Origin of the sequence: Chryseobacterium sp. SIMBA_028 (assembly GCF_046535285.1) — a bacterium.
GTDB lineage: Bacteria > Bacteroidota > Bacteroidia > Flavobacteriales > Weeksellaceae > Chryseobacterium.
This window is the reverse complement of sequence record NZ_JAWRWZ010000009.1, coordinates 19,155-31,209: the sequence shown is the minus strand read 5'-3', so window position 1 is coordinate 31,209 and position 12,055 is coordinate 19,155. Positions and strand designations below refer to the sequence as shown.

The window sequence follows — 12,055 nt, the reverse complement described above, 5'->3', positions numbered from 1 at the left end:
GTCAATTTTATTTTTTTAAAGTTAATGATGGCAACTGTTTTACTGATTAATAATCATCGTCTACCACCGTAGGCTGTGCCAATTTTTCACTAACATTATTTGCAAATATCTGGAATGAGTATTTTGTTACATTAATTGCTTCTTCTACATTGTCAATTCTTTTTCCGTTTACAATAACGTAAGAATTTTCATAGCCTGTAGAATCTTTAGATGCATTATTTTTAAAAGGTGAATTATCCGCATATCTTGGTTTTCTTTCCTTTTTAAGTCTACCTCTTTTTGGCAATATTTCATCCATAACATCTTTTTCAGCTACATGATTATCCTGAAATATGGAATCTTTTTTTGTTCCTGAAATAGAATCGGTGTGGTTAACCGCTACCTGTTCCTGATGTTCATTGTTTTCTTCAATGAATTTGGATTTTTGTCTTAAGACTTCATTTTTCACCAGTTGTTCTTTATCCTGAGCATCTGCTTCAGAATTATTATTAAGGAAAAGCCCTATCCCAAAGACCAGCATTACACTAGCGGCCATCCAGAACCATTTGGGAAAGGAGGGCCTTTTTGGTTCTTCCAATGGAATAATTGGAGTTATATTTCTTTCGGGTTCTGCACTTTCTGCTTTCTGAAGAAAATCCTCAAAGCTCCAGTCCATTTTTTCTTCCTTTATATCCCGGAAGACTTCGTTGTATTTATCTTGTAATTGATCTTTTTTCATAGCTCATCAGTTGTGAGATTTGTTCTTTTACTTTTTGTCTCGCTCGCATAAGGTTTACCCTTACTGCATTTTCCTCCATTTCCAGCATTTCAGAAATTTCGGAAACATCATACTCTTCTACATCTTTCAAGTGGATGACCATCTTCTGTTTTTCGGGGAGCTGGTTGATAAATCCTATGATATAGTCCTTAAGGTTATCAACGTCCATACTGTAAAGCTCTGACCGATGAAGCTGCATATCCGCAAAGCCTATCTTCACATCGTGATGCTTCAGCCGGTTCAGGCACTCATTCCGGACAGACTTCAGCGCATAGGATTTAAAGTTTCCAAATTGCTCAAGTTCATCCCTTTTCTGCCAGAACTTCATCATAAGATCCTGTACTACATCTTCTGCTTCATCACTACTCATGACGAATCGCTTCGCAAAACGATACATCTCGTCTTTGAGAATAAACACCGTATTCTTGAAAGTTTCTTGGGTCATGAGTTTTGTTTCTTATAGGTAAGACAACTGCTGTTTCAAATCTATTACATCAAAAATAAAAAAACTTCAAAAAAAATTGAAGTTTTTATTATAATTAGATTAATACGTATCAAAAATATGTTTCAGAATAGCCTTATCCTCCTCTGTCAAAGGGACTTTCCGTCTTGCCATTGCTCTTTCTGCCACCTCATAAACTTTATCCAGACGGAATCTTTCGTCATCCTTTAATCCTCCCCATGAGAAGTTCTCCACAAGATTGGGTGGAAAACCAGGCTTGAAGATATTGGAAGCTACTCCAATCACAGTTCCTGTATTCAATTGGGTATTGATTGCTGTTTTGGAATGATCTCCTACAACAAGACCGGCAAACTGCAGTCCGGTATCTTCGAAAGCCTTCGTTCTATAATTCCATAGCTTAACATGGCTATAGTTATTTTTAAGGTTTGAAGAATTGGTATCTGCTCCAAAATTACACCATTCGCCAATTACTGAGTTTCCTATAAACCCCTCGTGTCCTTTGCTTGTGTACCCGAAGATGATAATGTTATTCACCTCTCCTCCTACTTTACAATGTGGACCAATGGTTGTTGCTCCATAGATCTTTGATCCAAGGTTAAATTTAGAATCATTACCCAATGTGATGGGCCCACGGAGATTACACCCTTCCATAACTTCAGCATTGTTACCAATATAGATTTTTCCGGTCTTGGTATTTAATGTTGAAAATTCAATTTGAGCACCTTCTTCAATGAACAAGTCTTTTTTGTCTCCTAAAAATCCGTTTGTTGGAGATAATTCCTGCGAAGTTCTTCCTTTGGTAATCAGGTCAAAGTCAAAATCAATTGCGTGATGGTTATAGGTAAATAGGTCGGTTGGTTTTTTAAAGAAAATAAGTTCTTCTTTAATATCAGTCATTTTTTCAATCTGATGTAAGGAAAATCCTTTCATATTAATTTTTGCTGCCACCAATTCATCTTCGTAAACCAAAGCTTCTCCCTGTTTAAGCTCTTTAATTTGCTGGATAACTGTTTCTGTAGGCAGGAAGTTCGGAACCAGAAAAAGGCTTTCTTTTTCTTCAGGAGTTTTAAATTTATCCTGCAGATACATTTCTGTAAAATAAGAGACTTCGGTATTCTCCAGAATTTTCTGCCATCTCTCTGAAAATGTAAGAATACCGCATCGCATTGCTGCAACTGGTCTGGTAAAGGTAAGTGGAAGAAAACCTTCCCAATATTGTGCGTCTGAAAATACTAATTGCATCATTCAGTTTTAAGTTTAAGGTTTAAAGTTCAAGATGAACAAATTTACAATAAAAAAAGTCTCCCAAAAATGGAAGACTTTTATATTTTTAATTTCAAAAAATTACTTAGCGAATTTTTTGTATTTGTTCATGAACTTATCAACTCTACCTGCAGTGTCAACTAATTTCACTTTACCAGTATAGAAAGGGTGAGAAGTTGAAGAGATCTCCATTTTGATTAGAGGATACTCTTGTCCTTCGAACTCGATCGTGTCTTTTGTTTCTGCAGTAGACTTGCAAAGAAACACCTCGTCGTTACTCATATCTTTGAAAACAACAAGTCTATAATTTTCTGGGTGGATTCCGTTTTTCATAATACTTTTTTTTAAAAAAATTAAGTTTGCTTTCGAAATAGTAATGGATATTTCTCTGCTAAATTTTAGGTTGCAAAAATACAACATTTTTTCTAATTTCCAAATACTGAATCCAATATTTTTTTATTGATAAGAAATTCAAAGTATTTTCGTTAAATTTGGAACTTACTTAAACTTTAATTTCGATGAAATTCAAATTATTACTGGCTTTTTCTTTTTGGATGCTACTTGTCGCGGTATCATGTAATAAGGATGATATTACCTTTGATGCTCCCTCTCAGGAGTTAAGATTTTCAAGAGACACGGTATTCTGTGACACGGTGTATCATCAGGTACGTTCAGAAACCTATGTAGTAAAGGTATATAATAATGAAGACAAAGACATTCTTATCCCAAGAGTAAATCTTGAAAAAGGGGCAGCATCATTATATAGAATTAATGTAGACGGGAAGCCGGGATATGATTTTAAGGATGTTCCTTTGAGAAAAAAAGACAGTCTATATATATATGTTGAGATAGCACCACAGGCAACAGGACCTGAAGCCATTGCTGAGGACAAGGTTCTTTTCTCAGGACCTACCGGACAACAGCATGTTACGTTATTCTCCGTAGTTCAGGATGCAGAATTTTTTATTCAGACTCCTACCAACCCCAATATAATTTCCAGTTCTACAACATGGACTAATAATAAAGCGAAGATCATCTACGGGGATCTTAGTCTTGCTCCTAATGTAACGTTAGATATAGATCCGGGTACCAAGGTATATTTCCATAAAAACAGTGGAATGAAGGTTTCTTCCAACGCCGTTTTAAACATTAACGGAACAAAGGATAACCAAGTCATTCTTCGTGGGGACAGAAATGACCCTTATTATGATACTATTTCTAAAAACTGGAATTCCATTAGAATGGAAGCCAATTCTATCCTTAATATGAATCATGCAAGACTTTTCGGAGGAACGAGAGGTCTGGAAATGAAGCAAACCAATGCATCCATTACCAATTCATTCATCCATACTTTCTTTGAATATGGAATCTATGCAGTAAATTCTAAGGTGAATGCCAATAATTTAGTAATGAATAATTGTGGTTTATCATGTATTGGAATTTTCAAAGGAGGAAATCATAATTATACTCATGCAACAATTGCCAACTACTCCAAATCAATGGGAACATTTGACAGAAATGGAATCTTTGCAACAAATGAGTGGAAAAATGATGCAGGCCAAATAGAACAGGGCGCTTTACAGCAGCTTAATATAAAAAACAGTATTGTTTATTCTGACAGAGATAATTCTGTTCAGCTTGAACCTACCCCAGGACAACAGTTTGAATACCTTATTCAAAGTTGTTTAATAAAATACTCTGGTCCATCTGAAGCTGGCTTCACATTTGATAACAATACGAATATTGTACAAACGATCAAAAATGAAGACCCGCAGTTTGTCAATTACTTCATGGCAAAAATGAACTTAAGGGTAAAAACGACTTCTCCGGCTATCGGAAAAGGAAATGTTACAGTAGCAGGAACTGTACCTTTTGACATTGCCAATGTATCCAGAACCACTAATCCTACTCTTGGAGCTTATCAATAATGGAAATTACCCAATTACAACAACAGGTTGATGAATGGATCAAAACCATCGGTGTAAGATACTTTAATGAGTTGACCAATATGGCTATGCTTACTGAAGAAGTAGGCGAAGTAGCCCGAATCATCGCAAGAAGATACGGTGAACAGAGTGAAAAAGAAAGTGACAAAACCAAAGACCTGGGAGAAGAACTGGCAGATGTCCTTTTTGTAACGCTATGTCTGGCCAATCAGACTGGAGTAAATCTACAGGAAGCATTCGACAAGAAAATGAAGATCAAAACTGACCGCGATAAGGAGCGGCATCAGAATAATGAAAAATTAAAATAGAGAAAGTTCTCAGATAACAGTTCTCAGATAGTTGGCAAACGTCTGTCATCTGATTGCTGTTATCTGATGTCTTACTTCTTAAATCCGAAGAAATAATGAAGCTAGAAAAATCAAAATTAATAGGCAATAAGACAGTACAAATCAGCGGTTCGAAAAGTATTTCGAATCGTTTATTGATTTTGGAAAGTTTATTTAGTACTATTAAAATCGGGAACCTATCCAATTCTCAGGACACCCAATTATTAAAGAAAGCATTATCTGAAAGCACAGATGTGGTGGACATTCACCATGCAGGAACAGCAATGCGTTTTCTTACTTCCTATTATTCTATTCAGGAAGGGAAAACAACTATACTTACAGGCTCCGGGAGAATGAAGGAAAGACCTATTAAGAATTTAGTGAATGCCTTAGTAGATCTTGGTGTAGAGATTGAATATCTGGAAAACGAAGGTTTCCCACCTTTAAAAATTACAGGTAAAAAGATCACTCAAGCTTCGGTACATGTTCCGGCTAATATTTCAAGCCAGTTTATTACTTCCCTGTTACTTATTGCAGGAAAACTTGAAAACGGTTTGGAAATTCATCTTGTAGGTGAAGTAACATCAAGGTCTTATATTGAAATGACACTCGATATTCTGACAAGATTTGGCATTAAAAACAGCTTTGAGGGAAATACTATTAAGGTAGAACCTTTTCATCCTGATAATGCCACTGCAGTAGTAAGCTATGAGGTTGAAAGTGACTGGAGCTCGGCTTCCTACTTCTACTCGATCTGTGCATTGGGAAGAGAAACCATCCATTTGAAAAGCTTCTACAAATCGTCAACTCAGGGAGATTCTGCGATTGCAAAAATTTACGAAGATTTCTTCGGAATTAAAACAACATTCTCTGAGGATGAGCACAAACTGATACTGGAACCTCAACCTGATTTCTCTTTTCCTGCAAAAATCGTTCTGGATATGAATAACTGTCCGGATATTGCACAAACTCTTTGTGTAACGGCAGCGGCATTAAAAATACCTTTTGAAATATCTGGACTTGGAACATTAAGGGTAAAGGAAACCGACAGACTTCAAGCTTTATATAATGAACTAAAAAAACTGGGTGCTGACACCAAAATTACGGATCTAACCATTGATTCTGTAAGTTTTGGGGAACCTGAGGATCATATTTCTATCAAGACCTATCAGGATCATAGAATGGCTATGAGCTTTGCTCCTTTCTGCCTGATTAAGGAACTCAACATTGAGGATGAGAATGTAGTAGAAAAATCTTATCCTATGTTCTGGGAAGACCTTGCCAGTGTAACAGTACAGTAATTTAACAATTTTAGAATGTGGTAATTTAAAAATGAACTGTTGAGCCTTTTTAAATTACTACATTTATTAATAGCACCATTCCATGAAAAAGTATTTAATCCTATTTGCTTTCACGTTTCCCCTATCCATTTGGGCTCAGTATCTTCTTCCCAATGAAGAAATCATGTATTCCTTTGAAACAAAAGCAGGAAAGAAAATGACGTTGGTAAAGGATAAAAAGAATGAATACATTCAGTACCGTTTTGGAAGTAAAAATCATGTAGATATGGAGTTTCCCACAGAAAGGACGAAAGACAGCTGGAAAAAATTCAAGTACAATTCTTATCTCAGAGGTGGAGGAAAGCAAAATGCAGGAATGGAGCTTAATTATCTGACGTTTACTAATAATGGGTATCAATATCAGCTATTTAGGACTTATTATGCAGAGGATGAATCTTATTCTACAGGAATCACTGTAACGGATAGTAAAGGTAAGGAAACGAATATCGCAGGAATTTACAAAACCATAAAAGGTTGTATGTGCCATATAGAGGAATCCGGATTGATAGAAAAAGAAGATACTGGGTTATAATTCCAACATCATCCTTATGAAAAATCTGTTTTTCTTTATTATAATCTTTTTCAGCACCTTTTCTAATGCACAAAATCTGAAAGACTTTTCGGTTCCAAAAGGATACACAAAAATTACGGAGGAGAAGGGAGATCTGGATAAAGATGGAAAAGAAGAAACGGTAATCATATTGGAGACTGATCAAAAAGCTTCAGAAAACAAAGATGATCCGGAACATAAGGACTATAAAAGAATTCTCTATATTCTGAAACAGGATCATGGAAAACTTAAGATATGGAAAGAAAATCCTAACTTCATATTTTCTAGTGGTACAGGCTTCTATCCTGAATACAATACTCCACCAAAAATTTCTATAAAAGCCAATGTTCTTGCAATCACGCAGGAGTTTAATTCCAATTCCAGACACACTCTAACGTATAAACATACTTTCAGATTTCAGAATGGTGATTTTTTTCTGATCGGTACCCATGAAAATTTTGCAGATACTTGTGAGTTTGATTTCACCTATGAAATCAATTTTTCTACAGGAAAGGTTATTGTTGACAAGAAATTTTCATCTTGTGATGACAATGAAAAGACCCCTGAAGATTTTTATAAAGAGTTTACCCACAAGCTTCAAGGCCTTATAAAAATGGAAAATTTCAAAATTGGAGAACATAAGTTTAAAATTCCAGGGTTGAAGGAAGATTTCACTTTTTAGAGCTAAAATCTTTACTTTATAAACCTTTTGTGTTTTGATTTTTTATTTGATGTACTCTCTTTCTATTCTCAACAACTTAATCTTCTCTTAAAGTTAAGTTAACTCCTCACTGCTTGATATATTCTTAATTTTAAATACAATTAAAAATATAAACTATGTTCAAGCACCACATGAAATATGTAAAAACGTTTACCCTTAGTATGGCTACTGCAGCAGTCTTCTTTTCTTGCTCAGATGGACTTATAGAAAGAGATTCCAATGAAGCAAGCCTTACTTCCCTTGAAAAAGCAAGCTCAAAATTATCTTCTTTAGCATCCATTGAAATGAACAGCTGGATGTCTGGTCTTCAGGATAATATTTCCATTTCCAGGATTTCAATCCCAGGAACGCATGATTCAGGAGCGCGTATAGATGCCCCTGTAGTAACAGGTACTGCAAAAACCCAAAATCTCAGCATCAGCGAACAGCTTAATGCGGGTGTTCGCTTTCTTGATATCCGTTGCAGACACATTGATAATTCTTTTACTATTCATCATGGTCCTATTTATCAGAACCTCAACTTTGATGATGTACTTAATGCCTGCTATGCATTTCTGGAAAGCCATCCATCTGAAACAATCATTATGTCTGTAAAGGAAGAGCATGATCCCTCCAATACCACCAGAAGTTTCGAAAAAACTTTTGATTCTTATGTTCAGAAAAATCCATCAAAATGGAATCTGGGAACAAATATTCCTACTCTTGGAGAGGTAAGAGGAAAGATCAGATTATTGAGGAGGTTCTCTGCTGAGACAGCAAAAGGAATTAATGCAACGGCATGGGCAGATAATACGACATTTGAAATTAATAATTCAGGGGCGTTGCTTAAAGTTCAGGATTATTATAAGGTGACTAACAATGATGATAAATGGAATGGAGTCTCCAGTCTTTTGAATGAAGCAAAAAACAGCAATAACGATAGACTTTTTATCAACTTTACAAGCGGTTATAAACCAGGAATATTTGGAATCCCGAGCATCCCTACCGTTTCAAACAATATTAATCCTAAGCTTAAGACATTCTTCCAAACCAATACCCACGGTTCTTATGGAATAATGCCTATAGACTTTGTGAATGCAGAGCTGGCAGAGCTTATTGTTAAAACTAATTTTTAAGGTAGTTAAATATAATTGTAGTTGATAGGCTGTTTCATTACTGAGACAGCCTTTTATATTTCTCATAGAGGCTTTATTTTAAATTAAAAATGCAGCCTTCAGCTGTTGAAGACTACATTTTTTTGAAGAATAAAATTTGAAGTATATGAGTTACTTTTCTATGCCATAGGCTGCGAGTATTTTGTTAAAGATTTCTGTATTTTCAAACAGACCGGTAAATTCTTTTGAATTTGGACCATAAGCAAAAACACTTGATGGAATAGAAGTATGATCGTTTGTACTGAAGTTTCCAAATACCCACCCGTCTTTTAAGCTTCCATCCAAAAGGGTTAAGCCGCCTGTTTCATGATCTCCCACAACGATTACTAATGTTTCCTTGTTTTCATCTGCAAATTTCATGGCTTTCCCAACTATATGATCGAAATCCAATAATTCGGTGACCAATTGCTCTATATTATTGTTGTGTCCTCCGCCATCAGTCTGGGATGCTTCCACCATCATGAAGAATCCTTTTTTATTGTTCTTCAGATCATTCAACGTAAGATCAAAGGCATCAGCCAGCCAGTTCCCTCTTCCATTGGTTATTCTTTGGGATGCCAGAGGATCAATGATCAGGGTACGATTATTTATTTTCCCAACAGATTTAAGGTTTTGAAATAGATCTATTTTTGCTTCCTTAAGTTTTTGTTCGGTTTCTTTTGTTAATCCGCTGGTAGGACCTCCAATCAAGATTTTAGTTTTTGAAAGAGCGAAATCCTTTAAAATAGGTTCCGAACTGTTTCTGTTATCTGAATGTGCATAAAAATCTGCCGGAGTAGCATCTGTAACATCACCGGTAGAAATAAGACCGGATACCATTCCTTTAGCAGAAATAATATCAGGAATCTGTGCCAGAGCTTTTCCTGTGTCATCAACTCCCACAAATGTATTTTTTGTTTTTACTCCTGTTGCAAATGCTGTGGATCCCGGTGCCGAGTCAGTCACATAAGCATTGGATGAATTGGTTTTGGATAAACCGGTTGCTTTCATATTAAAGACATTCAGTTTTCCTTTGTTTGCCGTAAAAGCAGCATAATATTGGGGAAGGGAAGTTCCGTCCGGAATCAAAAGAATTACATTTTTCACCTTTTTACTGATTCCGTCTGTTTTATAAGTTGGAGTATACGTGGCGTACTCCTTTGTATTTTTGTAGAAGTTTTTCGGAATCGTATTCATGAATTTTTTAAGATCCGGAATATGATCTGTATTGATGTAATCTACTCCCATATCCATTAGATTCACCCAAGCATTGGGAAAATCAGGAGCTCCGTAAAATCGCATAGGCTTTTGTTGGGCGTGGGCTTTATCTACAGCTTTCTTTAACTTTTCAGTTTCTTCATCCCTTGGAATTCCTTTCCCGTTCCATTTTACCAGTTCAGGAAGATCTGCACTGAACATCCCCACTCTTTTCAACTGGTCCGCAGCATAGTTTTGATCAAGATCTCCATCGAAATAAAGATAATTGGGATAGTTTTTAAAATCAGCAGGCTGAGGTCTCCCCCCTGTAATAACAATTTTCACTCCCGAATTGCCAGTAATTTCGGGATATTTCTTCAATGTACTAACCAATGCGTTCAGGGTAGTTTTATAATCCTGCTTAATATCGATTAGCAATTGCAATTTTTTATTCGAGTCAGGGTAAATATTCCCTTTGTTCAGTTTTATTTGCTTTGAAATATTGTCCAGATAAAGATTTTCAAGTGTTCTGTCTGCGTCAAGTTCTTTTTCTGTATGGGCTACCCAGAGTTTGCCTTTGACTAGAAAAACATCTGCCTCAATGGATCCAAATTTTGCATAATAAGCCTGCCAGAAAGGGATTTCTTGCATATAATCATTATGAGAATGTGCATTTCCAACGCTATAATTCAAATAATTCTGTGCCTGATTTTCGGAAAAAACGGCTAAAGCCAGCAATCCCAATATTTTTGATAATTTCATAAGACCTGTTTAAAAAACTATATCATTGCAGAAGTTTCTGCAATGATATAGTGAATACTATTTAAGATTAAAATTTTACCAACCTTCGTTTTGCTTAATAACACCATGGCTATTAACGATTTCGGCCTGCGGAACTGCCCATACATTATGGATTGCAGGATTGAAGTTTCTTGCCGCCCATACCACTTTACCGTCTATCCCGTGTAAAGGTTGAGCATAGTTTGACTGAGCGTCTCCCCAACGTACAAGATCTCTATGTCTGTCTGCCCATTCACCTGCTAATTCGCAACGTCTTTCATGCTTCAGATCAGCCATTGTACATCCGGTTTTAGGAGCTAGCCCTGCACGTTTTCTAATCAGGTTAATTTCTATATCTGCATTTCCGCCTGACATTAGCAGAGCTTCTGCCCTGATCAGGATAACCTCAGCGTAACGCATAATCGGAACGGCAAGATCTGTACAAGGATAATCTCCATTAGCACTCACATGGCCACTGCTCAACGGATATTTAAAAGCATCCATATATTTATTAAACTGGTATCCAGTGAGAGAGTTGGAAGAAGCATACGTTCTTTCTGTTCCGTTAAAATTGAATTTATCTCCTAGTTTAAGAACGGTTGCTCCTCTTCTAAGGTCTCCGGCTTCATATTCATCATACAGTTCTTTGGTAGGTTGAAAATATCCCCATCCGTTATATTCTCCCCATCCTTTATTTTCTAACATTACTCCCGGAAGAATGCTTCCCACTGAATTAAATTTGGGAGTACTTGGAATAGACCAGATATATTCTGTACTATAATTATTTTCAGCTTTGAAAACATCTGCATAATTGTTCAACAGGTTTCTGTTTCCTTTTGTCATTACTTCATTTGCCCAATATGCTGCATTTTGCCAATCTTTCATAAATAGATATACTTTTGATAAAAGCGCCCATGCTGCGGCTTTATGAGGTCTTCCATAATCTTTAGCGGGAAGTTCTGCCTGGCTTGGTAATAATTCAGCGGCTTTTTTCAGATCATTGACAATGTAATTGTAGTTTTCCATTACGTTGGATGCTCTTGGAATAGGATTTGGATCCGGCTCTTTGGTACGGTCTACAATAGGAACACCCGCCTTTTCATTTCCATAACTATACGCAAGTTCAAAATACATTCTACTGCTCATAAATAAAGCTTCTCCCAAGTATTTATTTTTAACCGCCTGTGAAGCCTGAATATTATTAACATTCCGAATAACACGGTTCGCAACTCCAATCACAGTATATCTTTTGTTCCATTGTGTTTCCAGATCTCCTGCCGCAATATAATTGCTGCTAAAATTCTTCACATTATCCGCCTCGCTTTTTGATCTTCCTGTTACCATATCGTCACTGGCATTAATGAACCAGAAAAATCCTCTTCCATAAAATTCACTATCGGAAAGGGGCTTATACATGGCATTGGCTCCGGTAATCAGGTCATTTTCTGTTTTCCAGAAGCTGGCTTCTGTCGGAGTTCCCTCTGGCTGTATATCCAGTTCATTGGTGCATGACAGCAATGATACGGATAGCCCTGTTATTACAATTATTGTATTGAAAAATTTCATCTTTTTAAATTTT

General features: G+C 36.3%; 12 protein-coding genes. 6 read left to right on the top strand and 6 right to left on the bottom strand.

Annotated features, from left to right (window positions below; genetic code table 11):
* Positions 1-46 precede the first annotated feature (46 nt).
* The 4 genes from SCA31_RS13070 to SCA31_RS13055 form a co-directional block, all read right to left on the bottom strand.
* Entirely contained in the window at positions 47-718 is a 672-nt protein-coding gene (locus SCA31_RS13070; protein ID WP_410697438.1) for a hypothetical protein, read from the bottom strand.
* Positions 693-1,202 (bottom strand): RNA polymerase sigma factor, encoded by a 510-nt coding sequence (locus tag SCA31_RS13065; protein WP_076355200.1) that lies wholly within the window; start codon positions 1,200-1,202, stop codon positions 693-695. Before SCA31_RS13065 ends, SCA31_RS13070 begins: the two co-directional genes overlap by 26 nt.
* Positions 1,203-1,301: 99 nt before the next feature.
* Positions 1,302-2,462: a putative sugar nucleotidyl transferase gene (locus SCA31_RS13060; protein WP_410697601.1), complete on the bottom strand. Its 1,161-nt coding sequence runs from the start codon at positions 2,460-2,462 to the stop codon at positions 1,302-1,304.
* A gap of 102 nt (positions 2,463-2,564) precedes the next feature.
* On the bottom strand, positions 2,565-2,816 hold the full coding sequence (locus tag SCA31_RS13055) for a type B 50S ribosomal protein L31 (RefSeq protein ID WP_027375398.1): 252 nt from the start codon (positions 2,814-2,816) through the stop codon (positions 2,565-2,567).
* 185 nt (positions 2,817-3,001) lie between these two features.
* On the opposite strand from SCA31_RS13055, the gene SCA31_RS13050 reads away from it, so the two are divergent.
* From SCA31_RS13050 to SCA31_RS13025, 6 genes are all read left to right on the top strand, one after another.
* Positions 3,002-4,411 (top strand): hypothetical protein, encoded by a 1,410-nt coding sequence (locus SCA31_RS13050; RefSeq protein ID WP_410697437.1) that lies wholly within the window; start codon positions 3,002-3,004, stop codon positions 4,409-4,411.
* Positions 4,411-4,737, top strand: a complete 327-nt coding sequence (locus tag SCA31_RS13045; RefSeq protein ID WP_076355206.1) for a nucleotide pyrophosphohydrolase — start codon at positions 4,411-4,413, stop codon at positions 4,735-4,737. Before SCA31_RS13050 ends, SCA31_RS13045 begins: the two co-directional genes overlap by 1 nt.
* Positions 4,738-4,832: 95 nt before the next feature.
* The gene (locus SCA31_RS13040) at positions 4,833-6,056 is read left to right on the top strand and encodes a 3-phosphoshikimate 1-carboxyvinyltransferase (RefSeq protein ID WP_410697436.1); all 1,224 of its coding nucleotides are present in this window, start codon (positions 4,833-4,835) and stop codon (positions 6,054-6,056) included.
* A gap of 82 nt (positions 6,057-6,138) precedes the next feature.
* Positions 6,139-6,627 carry a hypothetical protein gene (locus SCA31_RS13035; protein ID WP_410697435.1) on the top strand — a complete coding sequence of 163 codons (489 nt, stop codon included), beginning with the start codon at positions 6,139-6,141 and terminating at the stop codon, positions 6,625-6,627.
* A 16-nt stretch (positions 6,628-6,643) separates the two neighbouring features.
* Positions 6,644-7,327: a hypothetical protein gene (locus SCA31_RS13030; RefSeq protein ID WP_410697434.1), complete on the top strand. Its 684-nt coding sequence runs from the start codon at positions 6,644-6,646 to the stop codon at positions 7,325-7,327.
* A gap of 155 nt (positions 7,328-7,482) precedes the next feature.
* Positions 7,483-8,481, top strand: coding sequence for a phosphatidylinositol-specific phospholipase C (locus SCA31_RS13025; RefSeq protein WP_410697433.1), 999 nt, complete (start codon positions 7,483-7,485; stop codon positions 8,479-8,481).
* A gap of 150 nt (positions 8,482-8,631) precedes the next feature.
* Here the strand turns inward: SCA31_RS13025 and SCA31_RS13020 are convergent, their stop codons facing one another.
* Both SCA31_RS13020 and SCA31_RS13015 read right to left on the bottom strand, forming a co-directional pair.
* On the bottom strand, positions 8,632-10,458 hold the full coding sequence (locus SCA31_RS13020) for an alkaline phosphatase (RefSeq protein ID WP_410697432.1): 1,827 nt from the start codon (positions 10,456-10,458) through the stop codon (positions 8,632-8,634).
* Between the two features lie 75 nt (positions 10,459-10,533).
* Positions 10,534-12,042 (bottom strand): RagB/SusD family nutrient uptake outer membrane protein, encoded by a 1,509-nt coding sequence (locus SCA31_RS13015; RefSeq protein WP_410697431.1) that lies wholly within the window; start codon positions 12,040-12,042, stop codon positions 10,534-10,536.
* Positions 12,043-12,055 lie beyond the last annotated feature (13 nt).

Excerpts from the sequence above, each read along its gene's own strand:
- SCA31_RS13040 (WP_410697436.1), top strand. The coding sequence starts at position 4,833 with ATGAAGCTAGAAAAATCAAAATTAATAGGCAATAAGACAGTACAAATC.
- SCA31_RS13025 (WP_410697433.1), top strand. The coding sequence starts at position 7,483 with ATGTTCAAGCACCACATGAAATATGTAAAAACGTTTACCCTTAGTATG.
- SCA31_RS13045 (WP_076355206.1), top strand. The coding sequence starts at position 4,411 with ATGGAAATTACCCAATTACAACAACAGGTTGATGAATGGATCAAAACC.
- SCA31_RS13065 (WP_076355200.1), bottom strand. The coding sequence starts at position 1,202 with ATGACCCAAGAAACTTTCAAGAATACGGTGTTTATTCTCAAAGACGAG.
- SCA31_RS13035 (WP_410697435.1), top strand. The coding sequence starts at position 6,139 with ATGAAAAAGTATTTAATCCTATTTGCTTTCACGTTTCCCCTATCCATT.
- SCA31_RS13015 (WP_410697431.1), bottom strand. The coding sequence starts at position 12,042 with ATGAAATTTTTCAATACAATAATTGTAATAACAGGGCTATCCGTATCA.
- SCA31_RS13060 (WP_410697601.1), bottom strand. The coding sequence starts at position 2,462 with ATGCAATTAGTATTTTCAGACGCACAATATTGGGAAGGTTTTCTTCCA.
- SCA31_RS13020 (WP_410697432.1), bottom strand. The coding sequence starts at position 10,458 with ATGAAATTATCAAAAATATTGGGATTGCTGGCTTTAGCCGTTTTTTCC.
- SCA31_RS13030 (WP_410697434.1), top strand. The coding sequence starts at position 6,644 with ATGAAAAATCTGTTTTTCTTTATTATAATCTTTTTCAGCACCTTTTCT.
- SCA31_RS13070 (WP_410697438.1), bottom strand. The coding sequence starts at position 718 with ATGAAAAAAGATCAATTACAAGATAAATACAACGAAGTCTTCCGGGAT.
- SCA31_RS13055 (WP_027375398.1), bottom strand. The coding sequence starts at position 2,816 with ATGAAAAACGGAATCCACCCAGAAAATTATAGACTTGTTGTTTTCAAA.
- SCA31_RS13050 (WP_410697437.1), top strand. The coding sequence starts at position 3,002 with ATGAAATTCAAATTATTACTGGCTTTTTCTTTTTGGATGCTACTTGTC.